A 14648-nucleotide genomic window follows, 5' to 3' on the forward strand; every position below is an offset into this window, starting at 1 on the left:
GGGCTACATGGATATTAAAGTTCAGACGCACGCTTACGATGAGGTGGTCCCACACAGCAGGGAGCCGAGTGGCGTGGAGGCAAGCTGGCATCCACCGCGGGAGCGGGTGGGGGCACCGGTTGTGCAGATCGACATCGCGGCGGTGGTAGGCGGGTTCCTCAAGGAGCTGTCGCCGATCGATGTCATCGTGGAGCTTATCCAGAACGAGCTTGATGCCGGCTCCACCTCCACCGAGATCGTGTTTGGCGACGAGGCCCTCGTCTGCACGGGCAACGGGAAAGGGATCGACGCGAAGGGTTGGAAGCGCCTCGTCTACGTCCTCGGAGCCGGCGGAGAGGTCGACGCTAAGGTCGATGGAATAGGGGCGAAAAACCACGGCATCCGCTCATGCTTCCTCCTCGGCGACGACATCGTCGTTCAATGCCACGGATATCGGGTGGAGCTAACGCTCCGCGGCGACATGCTAGACCGAGAACGCTTTTATCCCGCCGCCTGGCCAAGGGAGCCGGATGAGGCGGCGCCGCCCGCTGGCACTCGGGTGAGTGTTGGATATCGAGGCAAAACGAGGCCGGTGCCAAGCCATAACCCGCTGCTTCCCCCAGACAGCGCCGCACTTGATTCGCTCTTCGGCGAGGCGCTCGAGTCTTGCCCCAACCGGTTCCTTTTCGCATCCCCACCGGGGCGGTCTTGGGACTACGAGCTGGTCCTAGTCCGACGGGGGTCCCGCATTGCATTCCGTTACCAGGCCCGGCCGTGGGGCAAAGGTGGGCTTTACCTCCGTACCTGCACCCGGATCGAGGGGACGCGGAGCCGGCGGATCATCCAGCGGAAGTTGTGCTCCCCCTTCCTTCACCCGCTGGCGCCAAGCGACACGGCGAAGGTGCCCCGACTCTTCAGGAGACGGAATAAGGTCGCGGGCGAAATCGGCTGGCGCTGCGACGCCAAGGGCCTGCCGCTCCCCGGCAGCGGCGAGCTTCGCTATCCAATCGCCTTTCCGGCAGGCGACATTCGAAGCGCATCCGGTTTCGACATATCGGCTCCCTTCGTCGCTGGCCGAGCCCGGCACTCGCTCGGGGAGGATAGCCGCAACGAGGATCTTCTGAAGGCGGCGCGGGACACAATTGTACACGTCATCCGTGAGCAGCTCGCGCCGCAATCTGGGCCGGAGGCGCTCCGGCTCCTCAGCAACGAAACCTATCCCAACCCCGACGAGGTAGATTTACTCGTCCGCCGACTTAAAGAGGCCGGGGCGCTCCCGCTCGCCAAGGTAACGGGGGCCGGGCGCCGCTCGAGATTTTCTTTGTCCGCCGCGGACGCACCGCTGCTGCTCGCAGTGCCAAGTTTTTCCGGAGGAGCGGCCGATCGAGCTCTCGCTGATCTGGCATCCGGAGCAGGCCAAGTCCTCCACCCCGCCTGCCCGCGCATCGTGTTCGACTCGCTTCAGAGGGCGGGGAAGGCATTCGGCCAACTATTCGACGAGATGGACGCGGGTCGGATGGTGTTCGACGAGAACGCTCCTGCGCAGGGACTGAGCGACAGCAGCTGGCTTCGCCAATGCCTCTCAACCGTGAAGCTGCTCGAGCTCGCACGGCTGCACGAAACGCTTGCCGGGGCGGCGCTCAAGGCGCTTAAGGAAAAAGGTCGCCTACCCGCGACTGACGGAAGCGCCGTCGCCTGGAAGCGCATCAAGCGCGCGAGGCACGCCCCCCCGCCGGTTCCCGGCGTGAAAGCTCCCCCCCTGCTCCACCGCACGCTCATGGCGACACCTATCTTCAGGGACGGTCCCGGCGCAGTCGACCGATTCAGCATCGACCGCTACTTGTCCAATCTCAACTTCGTATCCGCTTCGGTAAGCTCGAAGGCTGCTTTCTTCAATTGGCTCCGCAAGTCGCATAAAGACCTTCATCAGAAGACTTTGGCGGCCACCGGACGCTACCCGATTTGGCCGGGCGCGGACGGCATATACCGACCACTCGACGACTATTGCTGGCCGCGCGCCGCGTACCTGCGCGAAATTCTCATTACCGTAGGCGCAGCGCCCGCCGAAAGCGTGATTTCCTTCCCAGCGCTCGGCGCGTCGTCCACGTCCTCTCTGCGGCTCAGGCGCACGCCGCGCGTCGAGGAGCTGAAGGCGTGGCACGCTGCAGAGATGAAGAAGGTGGAGGCGCTCAGAGAGGGAGGCCAAGAGGAGGCCGCGCACGCGATCGCTGAAGTAGAGGCGCGACTCGACCGAATGAGAACTGAAAAGTTTCCGATCCGCGAAGTCGCGCTCGCACATCTCAGCTTGAACCGGGCCGGCTCGGTCCGCCCTATAGGCGAGCTCCATATTGAGAGCGCTGCGGTACTTGCTTGTGACCTGAGCGAAAGGGATGTCGCGGGCCCACGATACAGGGCGCTCTATCTTGCCCTCGACGCCCGCGCCCATCCATCCCCAGCAGCCATTCTCGAGGCGCTTCGTTCGAAACCGGACGAGGCGCGTCTGCTGCCGCGGCTCGCTGCCTGGCGGGCAAGCGAACGCCCGTTGTCGGACATTTCAGGGGAAGAGATCATCCCGCTCGACGGCGAGCTGCTGCGCCCCGACCAGCTCGCCTTCCCTTCGACGACCGACCTCTGGGGCGGATGGAAGCGCAGGCTTCCCTTCGCCGATCGTACCCCTGACGCAGTCCGGCTGCTGGAAGAGGTCGGGATCATCCGCGCTTCGCTTCGAGAGGTGCATTCCCGTGGCTTCTTCGCTTGGCTGAGCGATCAGCCGGTCGCGCGCCAGCAGGCGCATTTAGAGCAGATTGTCCGCCATTGGATCGATGGCCGGGCCGGCCCGCAGCGTTGGATTCAGTCGATCCCCACGCTGCCGGCGATCCCTGCGCGCGACGGCGCTAAGCGCTTCGGGCTATTGCCGCTCACCGAGGCTACCCGGGCGAGGCCGACCGTGCTCCTTGCCGATTTCCCGGAGATACAGGAGAGCGTTCTTGCGGACCAACCCCGGGTAAAGCTGGCGATCAGCGACCATAAGGAAGTGGACGGGTCGAGCCTCGACGCGTTGCGCGCCAGCGGGGTGCGTTCACTTCGCCTTGAAGCCGGGCCGCCGCGGCAGCTGACGATCGAGGGCGAATCGTGGGCGAGTGCAGAGCTCGAGGCGGAGCTGACGAAGCTGAGGTCGCGCACGACGCTCAACCTGCTTCCGAAAATCCTTCCCCGTCATGAGGTGAGGGCTGACCGTTTGAACCGGTCCTGGCGCCGGCTGCTAAAGGAGATACGCGGCGTTCGGGTCGCAGAGGGAGTACTGGCGATCTACGGCCTCCTGCGCCGGGAATATCAGGCGCCCGTCGCGAGCGGCTGGGACACGGCGACGGCACAGATTTGCGTCTCCGACCGCTCAAACCACCTAATGAGCTTCTATGAGGCGGTGGCGGAGCGGATATTCGAGCCTGGCAGCCCTGTGGCTTATACCTACGGTCTCTACCGGGCGGTGAACGATCCGGCCCCGGGGGACATGTTCGCGAGCCTGGAGCGTGAGGATGACGAGGTGGATGCTAATCCGGCTCCGGTTCTGCTTGGAGGCAGTGACGACTCAAGCACCACCGAACTCGGAGAGCGAAGGAAGGGGCATGGCCTCCCGTCTGATGCGGAGCCGTTCGCGCCGACCCCCAAGCCGCTTGACCGGCTCAATTCGCTCACTTTCCCCAAGTCAGGATCGAAGCCTCCCAAGTCGCGGGGGTCAGTCACAACAGACGCGCAGCGGCACAGCATCGAGGAAGATGAGCAGATACGGGAGCTCAAGAACAACCACTATGCTGTGCACTGCCAAGCATGCATTGGCGCCCGAGACATCGAAGAGGCCGTGCCGCCCGAGACGTATGTCTATTCGCCGCACTTCCGCCGGTCGCTCATCCACGCCCACCATGTCGAACATCTTCAGAACCAGTCCGGTGGGCAAGGAGCTCAGAACCTGCTGATCCTCTGCCGCTACCACCACGCGCAGCTTGGCGACCAGCTGACCCGCGAAAAGTTGATATCCGCGCTGAAGGCGGCGCCTCAGCTGTGCAGGAACTTCCCGTCAAGCGATCCGGGGGCCGTAGTCAAACGGCAAGGGCTTGCCGCAACGGTGGCGCTTGCCCAAGCACCTCACCAAATCACTTTTTACTTCACAAAGGAGCATGCTGAGGCTTGGTTGCGTCCCTAATACATGGTGGGTTCATCGGTGCCCGTTCGCCTGAATGCCGCCGCCCAGTGTTGCTCGTCCCGCTTGCTCGGCGAGATGCAGGTCGGGTCTGCATCGTTGATTTTGCACCCAGTTGCAAATCCCTAGAACTCCCACCGGCACTTTTGGCGTCTGTGCATCGCAGACTCTGGCTCATCCATCGGTCGTTGCGAATCCAGACAATTTACATGCTCTAGAAATCTTCGCTATCGTCGCGCGGCTAGCATTTGTAGCGTCGTGGATTTGGCTGTAGGACATGCCGCTGGAAAGCATCCGAGCGATGCCGGCGTTCCGCTTTTCGTTTGCCGGACGTCCCTTGTAACGACCTTCCGCCTTGGCTTTAGCTTGTCCCTGCGCTTGGCGCCGGCGGCGATCCTCATAGTCCTTCCTGGCGACGGCCGCGAGCATGTCGAGGAGCATCGAGTTGATTGCTTCCGCCATCCGGGCGGTGAAGCTCTCCCGATCCTCATCGGCCAGCATGTGCGAGGTCGGCAGATCGAGCGCAACGATGCGAACTTGGCGGTCGGTGATCTCTTTGCGAAGCTTCGACCAGTCTCCGGAGGTAAGGCGCGACAGGCGATCCACCTGCTCGATCAACAAGACGTCTCCTGGCCGTGAGTCACTGAGAAGCCGAAACAATTCGGGCCGTTCGAGCTTTGTCCCGCTTTCGTTCTCCGAATAGTAGCCAACGATTGGAAGGCCACGCTCGGCGACAAACGCGTCGAGATCAGCTCGGCCGCGGCCGGCGTCCTGATCACCGGTAGATGCGCGGAGATAGGCGCGGATGTGCATAACGGACCTTCCGGTTTAATTAGGATGGTCTACCATAGAACGGTTTAGTTTGCATAGGCTACAGATATTTTTGAACCAATGTCCGTACGGTTCAAGATAGGCATACCCATACTGGACCATCACCGGCTGCCATATTTGGTTATGACCAAGTGCACCCGAGCCAACATCCGACTTTCACCGGGAAGGGGAGCTTTCGCAGAGCGAACTGCCAATCGGCGGTCCGGTGCAGCTACGGCGCGAAGATAAGGAGGTGCTACGGTCTAAGGCTCAACATTTGAGTTAAACGAGGCGGCCAAGGAAACGGTAAGTCGTACGCGAGGCTTTCGACGTCGTTCGCCCCGTATTCATTTAACGCCGAGGTTCTCCTGATCGGCCACGGCTGCGGCTTCTTCCCACCAACGGTCGCGTTTCTTGTTCGTGGCGAACTTGAACCCCAAATCAGCACCGGTGCACGGGACACGAGTCGGAAGATAGCTAGCTCCGCGTCATCCGGCTGATGCGAAACTTGACTGTCTTGGCGAAGCTGCGACAACGGCTAAGTCCTAAGATCGAGCGACGGCCTTGTCGCCAGCTATTCTGAGGTGCTCGTGGTCCACCATTCGTCTCTCCACGCTTTGCGGTTATGCCTGTCATGAAGACGTCGATCCACAGCCATTGCTGTGGCGCCGAACGCGTCCCCGTTAATATTCAGGAGGACGTCATCGCCGCGGTGGCGGCCATCAACGTTCGCCTCGAACGCGGCGCCGCTAGAAGCATCCGCAATCAGTTTGTCGCCGAGTTGCGCTCGCGCGGTTGGTCCAGCGAAGTGACGGTAGCGCGCGAATCCGACATGAGCATTACCTCTATGAGAGCGGGCATTGGGCTGTGCTTTCAGACCGGCAACATGGCGCGGATGTATGCTGACCTAATCAAGCTGCAAACGCTCTATCTCGACAACGCCGTCGAGGCCGCGGTTCTGGTGCTGCCTTCTCAGCCTGTCGCCTTGGCAATCGGCGACAACATTGCCCAAGCGGCGCGTCTAGAGCGTGAGCTCGAGATTTTTCGCAAAGCCTTTTATGTCCCGACACTGGTCGTATCCTTGGAGTGAGCATGCAGGACACCGCTTTCCCGAATACCCCAAAGGGCTCCCGGTTCGGTTGGCCAAGGCCCGCGCGGCTGGAGGAGTTCAAAACGCGGTTAGAGGCCGAAGATTTGCCTACAAACCGGGTGGTGTTTCAGGGCCTGAACCAAGACTTGCCGATCATTCGGGTCCCGATCGACCTGCCTAAATATCGGATGGCTAACGGTCGTACGGCCTCCCTGCAGGTTGAACACCTGGCACTGAACCCGGACTTGCGATCCGACCTGTTTACGGGCGACCCGGAGTTGTGGGACGCTCAGGAGGTCCAGCATGAGCTCCTGCTAAAGCTAGGCCGCGCCTCTGACCTAAATGGCTATTTCCAGGACCCGGCCCACCAACAAGTCGATCCTTTGTTGCTTGATGAGAATGGCTTTATCGTCAACGGCAACCGGCGCCTGTCGACGTGGCGCCAACTTCTCCACGACGAGCCAGAGAAATATGGCCACTTCGAACATATCGAAGTGGTCGTCCTCCCGCACGCAACGGAGAAGGACCTCAATCGACTTGAGGCGCAGCTCCAGATCGATAAGGACATTCGGGCCGATTACAGCTGGGACGCTCAAGCCAACATGCTGGTCGCCAAGATGGAGCGTGACGGCATCAAGGCCGAAGAGTTGTGCAAGCTCTACCGAATGAAGGACGCCGAGTTCGCGCAGCTCCTCGATATGCGAGCCTACGCCGACGAATATCTCCGGTCGCGCGAAAAGGCCAACATGTGGTCGGAGGTTTCCGGACAAGAGCACACCTTCCAGCGCCTAGTGCAGCACCGTTCCAAGCTGTCCGGTGTTGGTCGCAAAGAAGTCTTCAAGGAAGCCGCCTTCGCGCTCATCGACGAACCAACTGCAGTCGGCCGGCTGTACATAGCCATTCCGGATCTCGCCGCGAACTTGGATAAGGTGGTAGACCGGCTTGCAGCCAAACTCGAAGGGGAGGCCACGACATCGGACGACGGGCTCGACGAGCTCTTCGGCACTGGAAAGACCGATGATAACACCGGTGCCAAGGAAGCCGGCTTGATTAATGCCCTGAAGGATTCGGCGCAACGCTCTCGCGCCCGAGAGGAGATCGCTGACGTCCTTGAAGCGGAGCGACAACTCAAGAAGGACGTCAAAAAGGCTGGCTTTCTGCTTGACCAGTGCGCGAAAGCGAACAGCTATTTGACAGCGGCGGCGAAGGACGGCCTGCGGGCGGAGACAAAACTCACCGGTGTGTCGAAGCAGCTTGACGAGATCGAGGCGCGCGTCGCCACTATCCGCGCCTACCTGGTTTAGCATGCTTAGCATCGACTACCGGGCCGGGGACCGGCGGGCCGTCTTCACCTGGGATGCAGGGGAAAGCTCCTCGTCGTGGGCGGCAATGCTGAAGCGCGTCGCCTCAGACACAAGTCGCGAAGCCGTACTGGAGGGGGTTGCGGGCGTCTCTCTGCCCTGGTGGGGGTTTGTAGGAGCGCGCGATCAGTTCCTACAGGTGTTTCGGGCCGGCGGCCTGAAGGTTGGTGCGGGTCTATCCATTAGCCCGCGAGCTACGACCCTGCTCCAGCAATCCCGGCGCGCGGCAGAAAGTTATTGGGCCGCAGCCGAAGCCCCGCCGCTTGGGCAGGTAGAGCTCCTGGCCTCCCTAAAGGCTGCGGGTTTCGGGCGCGACCTTTCCCAGCAGCAGACCCCTAATGTGGCCCGGCTCGCTGCCTTGCCGTCAGCGGCGACCTTCTCTGTTCCTGGGGCCGGCAAGACCACAGAGGCGCTGGCGTTCTTTACCCTGCGGGCCGTGCCGGGCGATCGTCTGCTCGTCATCGCGCCCAAGAACGCCTTTGCGGCTTGGGACGAACAAATCCGCGAATGCCTCCCGCTAACCGAAGCCACCTTCGAGCGCCTTCGCGGCGGCCGTGATCGCATCGCAGCCGCCTTGGGGAACGACCCCGGCCTGATGCTAATGACCTATCAGCAGCTACCGAGGGTTCAGGACTTGATCGCCAAGCATCTGGCGCAATACCGCACCTTTGTCTTCCTCGACGAAAGCCACCGCATCAAAGCTGGCGTAACAGGGGCCAGCGGTCGCTCTGTGATCGAGCTGGCTCACCTTCCGGTCGGCAAGCTCGTCATGAGCGGCACGCCCATGCCGCAGGCGGTCAGCGACCTCATTCCGCAGTTCCAGTTTCTCTATCCGGAGATTTCAGCGGAAGAGGACACGGTCGTCGATCTGATGCGCCCGATCCACGTGCGGACGAACAAGAAGCAACTCGATCTGCCGGAAGTTACCCGAAACCTGGTGTCGTTGCCAATGGCGCCGGTCCAAGGGGAGCTCTACGAGTTGATGCGTCTGGAAGTTGCCCGCGAAGCCTCCGCCTTGCTAGACATTCAAGGGCGCCAGACGTTCCGCGCTCTGGGTCGGTCAGTCTCTAGGCTGCTCCAGTTCGTCTCCAACCCGTCCCTCCTCGCCGCGCAAATCGGCTTTGCGCACCACGACCTCTTGGCAGCAGTGCTGGCCGAAGGCGAAGGCCCGAAGCTTCAATACGTTCTCAAGCGCGCGCGGCAGCTCTCACGTGAGGGTCACAAGGTCCTGATCTGGTCCTCGTTCGTCCGCAATGTCGAATACATGGCCTCACGACTGGCCGACCTTGGCGCCGTCTACATTCATGGTGGCGTTGACGCTGGCGATGAGGACGACGCCGATACCCGCGAAGGCAAGATCAAAGCCTTCCACGACGACGAAAACGTCCGTGTCATGGTTGCCAATCCCGCAGCCGCTAGTGAAGGCATTAGTCTGCACCGCGTCTGTCATCATGCCATTTATCTGGACCGCACTTTCAATGCCGCCCACTACCTTCAATCAGAGGACCGAATTCACCGGTTTGGCCTGCCGCGCGACCAGAAGACCATCATCGAGATCGTCGAATGTACCCGAACTGTCGACGAGACGGTCCGCAGCCGACTTGGCTTCAAAATTGGTGAGATGGCCAGAGCCCTCAATGACTCTTCGCTCGCGCCGGATCCGATCCAGATCGATCCGATCGATGTCGAGGCGGAAGATTTCGAGGAGTACACCACCGGCCTTCAGCTTGACGATGTTCGGGCACTCGTCGAGCTAGGCCGCTCGTCGTGACCCTGCTGCTCTCGCCTGGCCTGGCACAGGCGGGCATTGCTCTGCTCGAAATCCTGCAGCGACGTTCGCTGACGGCCCAAGAAGTCCTGACGGGCTTGCCGAAGGTGGGCGCCATGCCAGCCAGCGCCGTGCTTTCACTCGCCGAGGCCTTAGGCTGGCTCGACATCACCGATACGGGGCTGCTCCAGGCCTCGGCGGCGGGATTGAACGTCCAGGGCGCGGGTGGTTACGAACTCGCCTTGCGCTGCATCCTTATCAATTATGTCGAGGCTCATAAGCCTGACTGGCTGCAGAACGCGACCTACGGGCGATCACGGGTCCTAAGCTTCTGTCCGGTTGGTGTGAGGCAAGTCTTCGTTGAAGCCGGCCTGGCAGGTCCGCCCACGGGCGACCTTGTCGACTTCTGGGATCGGCTCGCAGGGATCGCCCGCGGCCTCCAGAAGGATCACCTGATTGCCATCGGTCGCGAAGGCGAAAGGCTGACGCTCGCCTATGAGGAAGCACGAACCGGATCAATACCGTATTGGGCTGCGATCGACAGCAACCAGGACGGCTACGACGTTCTTTCCATCAGGAGCGCGGAGAACCGCGCCCTTCTATCGATCGAGGTAAAAGCGAGCCGGAGCGGAAAAGACGGCGCGCTGCACCTAACACGTCACGAATGGGAGATAGCGATCGAGCGCACCGCTCACGTCTTCCACCTCTGGGACTTGAGGGTAGCTCCCCCCCAGTTAGCGGCCGTCAGTATGGGAGCAATGCTCAAACACATTCCAACGGACGCGGGCGCGGGCGGCTGGGAGGTGGTCAAAGTGCCCTTCGCCGCCTTCGCGGATTTGTTCGGGCCGACAGGCCATTAGTCAGGCTGCTGCCTTTTGTTGGCGATGCCAAGGTAGGGTGTTGAACCAGGCTCCGACCAGAAGACCACTCAATATGGCCAGCGCGTGGGTAGTGAGCTTCTTCGACCCCGGGATGTAGTCCCCCTCCTCCTCTTCAGCCGCCGCCGCCATAACGTAGCCGATCACCGCATGCTGGTCGTCGACTGCCAGAAACTGCAACCGCCGATGAACTTTGATGCCCAGCTCGCCCAGAAGGTCCGCCACCTCGAATGGCCGCATGCCTTCAGCGCGATGCGACCAGGCGGCCTGAAGCCCGGCAGGCGTCGTCCCTTGCAGCCTCTGCTCCGCCATGGCGAACTCCACGCCCGCCGCCATCATGAGCGTCTTAATCAGAGGCGAGGTCCGGAGCTGTCGCAACAAGTTCTGATCGAGCTCGATCTGCCTAATATCGACCGATGGCCCGAAGAAGAACCGAACTTGCCAGTCCCGTTCCTGCCCGCGCCCATTGGCGAGCTCAAACCTCATGCCACTCTTAAAGCGCAGACCCGGCAAAGCTGCGCGGAAACTGCGGCCGGCCGGATAGGTGCGCCCTTCCGTGGTTGGCGGTGTGACAATCGCCGCCTTTCTCGGAAGCCTCAAATCTACGCCCGCTTCGCTATACGGGACCAATGCCCCGGGCGAGATACCCTTGGCGGCTTGCGCTACCAAATAGGCGAAGGTCGGCGGAATAGCGTTACCAACCATCCTCACCTTTTCCGGGAACGACTTCGCGTAAAATTGGTAGGTTATGGGGAAGCCCTGAAGGCAGGCGCGTTCCCGAATGCTCAGGCGACGGAAACGGTTAGCGCCATCCTGTATAACAATGCTTTCCCGGGACACTCGGGTGCATGTGGCGGTAACCGTGCGGCCAGGCAAATCCATTGCATCTGGGAAGGCCATGTTGTTGTAGACGGGGTGGTAAGTTTTGGCCTCGCGGTTCATGCGGAGCTCTTCCGCATTTAGGGCGCCTTCGGTTTGGCGTTCAGTCAAGGTGGCGGCAGGTAGCACGCAACCCCACACCGGATCCACGACTTCATCGCTCGATGCGATCGCCGCGACGACGTCTCCGAGCGTCCGCCGCGGAAGGCGCGACTGATACGATGCGATCGCATCGAACGGGATATTACCCGCAATGCAACGCCGGCGGGACTGAGGTGTCCCGTAATCAGAGAAGTTTATGATCTTGATCTGCATCTCAAGATGGCGAAACCGGTAAAGCGGATGCCGGGCGTCCGCCATGCCCCGTTCCAATACCTGAGCTACACGCGGCACGTTTTCCAGCGCCCAAAACTTCGGCCTCAGGTGGTCGATAACTTCCATGAACCGGACCAAATCCTTCAGCCCTTCATCGAGATCGCCACCCCCACCTCTATTCGAATAGGAAAACTCAGTGCAGGGCGGGCTGCCGACGACCAGGTCAATATTGGGCGGTAGATCATGGAGGTGCAGCTGGCGAACATCTACAGGCTTGAGATCGCCCCCATGATTGCCATTGTGGGTGTCGACCGCCGCCTGCCACCACTCATAGGACGCCACGACCTCTACACCGGCCAAGCGAAGACCAAGGCTCCACCCACCAATTCCGGCATATAGATCAATCGCACGCATCAGCGTCCTCCCGCGCGCCTCATGCGCATATCTTCAGCTACCCGAGCTTTTACCTGAGCGGCGCGAAGTCGCAAGATTCGTGCAGTCTTCGATCCACAGTGCGCTGAGATCAATCGCCGGATAAGAAATTTTCTCGATTTCTCTGGCGAGTGTGGCCGGTCGCAAGCCGCTTCCATACGTCTCTTCCGTTCGCCCCGACGTCCATCCGCCGAGTGCGCGAACACGTTCGGCTGAAATGTCCGCCTCCCGCAAGGCATCCCGATAAGTGTGACGGAAAGAGTGAAAGACTTTCCGGCGGTCATCAATCCCGACATGCTGGAGGAAGCGCGCGAAGAATTTCGAGAACAGGTTAGACCGATATTCCGTCGAGCCGAGAGGCAATTCCGGGAACACAGGTGCATTCGCCGGCCGGGTCGCGCGCTGCTGTTCGACGTGCTTGAGAAGCCCTATCGCTCTCAGCTCAGGGTGGACCGGTACGAAGCGTTGTCCGGCTTCTGTTTTCACCCGCTTTTTCTCATCGTCGCTACTTCGGATCAAAATCACGTCTGTCCCGTCTACGACCGCAAAATCATCGAGCGTGAGCTGGCAAATCTCGTTGAGACGCATCCCGGTGTATAGCGAGATCAGCGGCACCCAGAAGCGGCCTCGCCGGACGATATGGGGGCCGGGCCGGGAATAGCCCGCGCCATCGTTCTTGCATCCCCGGTAGAGCGGTGCCGCAAAAATCCGCTGAAGGTCGTCTCCGGTAAACGGGAAGCGCCTGTCCTTTGCCGCGATCTTGGACCGTCTGAAGAGTAGGCCGGCCGCGGGGTCTGAGCTAATTATGCCCTCGTGAAGAGCGAACCGAGTTAAGGCGCCGAGCTGACGAAGGTAACCGTTCGCGGTCTCTGGCGAAAGTTTTGGCAAGCCGTGCGCTTTCGTCAGTTCGACGACTCTAAGCGGATCGAGGCCGGGAAAGTGCTTAGAGGCATTACTGGGATAGCGCTCAAGGAAACGCATGAAGGCCCGTACTTTCTCGCGGCTGATGTCGCTGACTAGCGTCTCGCTACCGAAAAAAGCTTCTAACATCCGCCACTGCGCCTGCCGCTTGGCCAGCGTCTTGCCGCGCAGTTGGGGGCGGGACAGGTCGGCTTGGAAGTTCTCGATCAGAGTGGAGAGCCGCGTTTTTGCAACCAGATGCAATTGCGCCGACTGCGGCGTGCTGAAGTAGGGATCGAGTGCGATTGGCGCGGAGGGGAAGTCTCGCAGAACGCGCCTTCGCTCAAGTTCTAAGTGGCCGGCATGAAGGGTTTCCTGGAGGCAGAGGAATGCAGGCTCGTTTTCGTCAGCCTCAAGCCCATTTTCATCCAGAAGCTCTTGGGCATCCCCAAACAGCTGCGGCGCCATCAAATCCCACGAGGCGGCTTCCTGTAGTTCTCGTATAGCGGCATCGTAAGTCGTTGGCGCGTCCGCCTCGCCGGCCTGCTGCTCGATGGCGCTCGGGTCAGATCGCTGAACGAACCAGTTTGCAACCAGTTGCAAAACGTCGCCTTTGCGGAGCGGCTGCTTCTTGTCTAAGCCGGCCTTCCGCCTCAACGCGTCCCACTCCGCGTCCAGTGTCACCCTTTCCAATCGGGCGAAACTGCAGGCCTCCTTGTAGTCGCCAGTCCGCAGCGATCGTCGGACTTCGCCTTTTCCAACGACCTCACGAAGAGCATCAGGCACGCGAACGCGAAGCCAGTAAGTGCTGCCGCGAAGCTTGATACCGTTTTGCCGAGCCATGCTGTGACGTGCCTGTGTACCACATTTGTGTACCACACAGGCACGCAAAACCCCTGCAAAGCAAGGACTTCCAGCTAATTCAATTAGATATAAAAAATTGGTGGAGCCAAGCGGGATCGAACCGCTGACCTCTACAATGCCATTGTAGCGCTCTCCCAGCTGAGCTATGGCCCCACGCCGCCGGTTGGCCGGCGAATATCGGAGCCCGTCTGGTGGTCGGGCTCGCGTTGTGTGGGCGGGGTTTAATCAAGCCCGCCGCGAGGGTCAAGTGGTTTTCCCTCGTCAGGATGCGATGCCGACGAATTTTCCGGAACCGCCTGTTTTCGCAGGGTCCCGCCGGCCGGTCGGCCGACGGTTATGCGCCTTGAAGACCGGATCAGTCCTCGTCGTCGTCGCGGCCGCCGCCGATGATGTCGGAGACGTCGTCGTCGTCATCCTCGTCGTCCGGCAGGTAGGCGGCGTCGTCATCGTCGTCGTCGGCGGTGGCGTCTTCGTCGTCGGTCTCGTCGACATCCGTTTTGGCCTTGGCCTTGGCGGTCCCCTCTTCTTCCTCGACGTCGTTGAGCGAGACGGTGTTGTCGGTCTGCTCGATCTCCACCGTATCGTCCTCATCCTCCTCTTCTTCCTCGTCGGCCGCCTGCTTGGCGGCCGCCGCCTTGGCTTTTGCCTTGGCGGCTGCGGCGGAGGAGCGCGAAACCTCGACGGTCTCGAAGAACGACAGCGGATAGGTCTTGCCGGTGAAGGGCGAGACGATCGGATCGCGGTTCAGGTCGTAGAACTTCTTCCCGGTCTCGGGATCGGTCCGCTTGGTGCCAAGTTCGGATTTCGCCATTATCGCCTCGTGATGATCGGGATGGTCGCCTGACGCGTCCAACTGGTTGATCGGGGTCCGGGTTGCATGCGGTGGTCGGTCCCTGCCGATCCGCGGCACGGGCCGGAACAGGCAGACCGGGCCGCCGAGCGCTGCGACGAAGCCGCCGACCCCGCCGCGGCAAGCCCGTGACGCGGCCGGTATCTGGCGCTTTCGCGACGCTGTGCCGGTCCGTTGAAAATCGGTTGGTCCCATACGGCCTAGACCGGCCCTTGTCAAAGCCCGATTCGGGCGACAGAAAGGGCCGCCGTCCCGGCCGCCGGTTTCCACCCCGGCAGGCGGAACGAAAGGGTGGCCACAGCGCTGCCCAAATGCCGCCGGCCG

The 14648-nt window shown here is 61.3% G+C and carries 9 protein-coding genes and 1 tRNA gene; 5 read left to right on the plus strand and 5 right to left on the minus strand.

Translation table 11 applies throughout. From position 1 onward, the window contains the following. Positions 1–7: 7 nt before the first annotated feature. Positions 8–4180, plus strand: coding sequence for a hypothetical protein (locus SI859A1_RS19295; protein ID WP_040326048.1), 4173 nt, complete (start codon positions 8–10; stop codon positions 4178–4180). Positions 4181–4351: 171 nt separating this feature from the next. On the opposite strand, the gene SI859A1_RS19300 is transcribed toward SI859A1_RS19295, so the two are convergent. Further along, positions 4352–4990: a recombinase family protein gene (locus tag SI859A1_RS19300; RefSeq protein ID WP_009211347.1), complete on the minus strand. Its 639-nt coding sequence runs from the start codon at positions 4988–4990 to the stop codon at positions 4352–4354. Between the two features lie 631 nt (positions 4991–5621). Here SI859A1_RS19300 and SI859A1_RS20535 point away from each other — a divergent pair. The 4 genes from SI859A1_RS20535 to SI859A1_RS19320 are packed head-to-tail and all read left to right on the plus strand — an operon-like array spanning position 5622 to position 10066. After that, the gene (locus tag SI859A1_RS20535) at positions 5622–6077 is read left to right on the plus strand and encodes a BglII/BstYI family type II restriction endonuclease (RefSeq protein WP_161600147.1); all 456 of its coding nucleotides are present in this window, start codon (positions 5622–5624) and stop codon (positions 6075–6077) included. Between the two features lie 2 nt (positions 6078–6079). Continuing rightward, a complete protein-coding gene (locus SI859A1_RS19310) occupies positions 6080–7381 on the plus strand; it encodes a hypothetical protein (RefSeq protein ID WP_040326049.1) in 1302 nt (433 codons plus the stop codon). A gap of 1 nt (position 7382) precedes the next feature. Then, positions 7383–9209, plus strand: a complete 1827-nt coding sequence (locus SI859A1_RS19315; protein ID WP_040326050.1) for an SNF2-related protein — start codon at positions 7383–7385, stop codon at positions 9207–9209. Continuing rightward, complete coding sequence (locus tag SI859A1_RS19320) at positions 9206–10066, plus strand: protein NO VEIN domain-containing protein (RefSeq protein WP_040326051.1); 861 nt, start codon at positions 9206–9208, stop codon at positions 10064–10066. The genes SI859A1_RS19315 and SI859A1_RS19320 overlap by 4 nt, the downstream gene beginning before the upstream one ends. Here the strand turns inward: SI859A1_RS19320 and SI859A1_RS19325 are convergent, their stop codons facing one another. The 4 genes from SI859A1_RS19325 to SI859A1_RS19340 all read right to left on the minus strand — a co-directional run bounded on the left by SI859A1_RS19325 (position 10067) and on the right by SI859A1_RS19340 (position 14285). Further along, positions 10067–11692: a DNA cytosine methyltransferase gene (locus SI859A1_RS19325; RefSeq protein ID WP_009211351.1), complete on the minus strand. Its 1626-nt coding sequence runs from the start codon at positions 11690–11692 to the stop codon at positions 10067–10069. 33 nt (positions 11693–11725) lie between these two features. Continuing rightward, a complete protein-coding gene (locus SI859A1_RS20540) occupies positions 11726–13453 on the minus strand; it encodes a site-specific integrase (protein ID WP_081451446.1) in 1728 nt (575 codons plus the stop codon). A gap of 98 nt (positions 13454–13551) precedes the next feature. Continuing rightward, positions 13552–13627: transfer RNA gene (locus SI859A1_RS19335), tRNA-Ala, on the minus strand. A gap of 202 nt (positions 13628–13829) precedes the next feature. Further along, positions 13830–14285, minus strand: a complete 456-nt coding sequence (locus SI859A1_RS19340) for a TIGR02300 family protein (protein ID WP_040326052.1) — start codon at positions 14283–14285, stop codon at positions 13830–13832. Positions 14286–14648: the final 363 nt, after the last annotated feature.

The organism is Aurantimonas manganoxydans SI85-9A1 (assembly GCF_000153465.1).
Classification (GTDB): Bacteria; Pseudomonadota; Alphaproteobacteria; order Rhizobiales; family Rhizobiaceae; genus Aurantimonas; species Aurantimonas manganoxydans.

What these genes read in the sequence shown, in the direction of transcription:
- SI859A1_RS19295 (WP_040326048.1), top strand. Translation starts at nt 8, where the DNA reads ATGGATATTAAAGTTCAGACGCACGCTTACGATGAGGTGGTCCCACAC.
- SI859A1_RS19300 (WP_009211347.1), bottom strand. Translation starts at nt 4,990, where the DNA reads ATGCACATCCGCGCCTATCTCCGCGCATCTACCGGTGATCAGGACGCC.
- SI859A1_RS20535 (WP_161600147.1), top strand. Translation starts at nt 5,622, where the DNA reads ATGAAGACGTCGATCCACAGCCATTGCTGTGGCGCCGAACGCGTCCCC.
- SI859A1_RS19310 (WP_040326049.1), top strand. Translation starts at nt 6,080, where the DNA reads ATGCAGGACACCGCTTTCCCGAATACCCCAAAGGGCTCCCGGTTCGGT.
- SI859A1_RS19315 (WP_040326050.1), top strand. Translation starts at nt 7,383, where the DNA reads ATGCTTAGCATCGACTACCGGGCCGGGGACCGGCGGGCCGTCTTCACC.
- SI859A1_RS19325 (WP_009211351.1), bottom strand. Translation starts at nt 11,692, where the DNA reads ATGCGTGCGATTGATCTATATGCCGGAATTGGTGGGTGGAGCCTTGGT.
- SI859A1_RS20540 (WP_081451446.1), bottom strand. Translation starts at nt 13,453, where the DNA reads ATGGCTCGGCAAAACGGTATCAAGCTTCGCGGCAGCACTTACTGGCTT.
- SI859A1_RS19340 (WP_040326052.1), bottom strand. Translation starts at nt 14,285, where the DNA reads ATGGCGAAATCCGAACTTGGCACCAAGCGGACCGATCCCGAGACCGGG.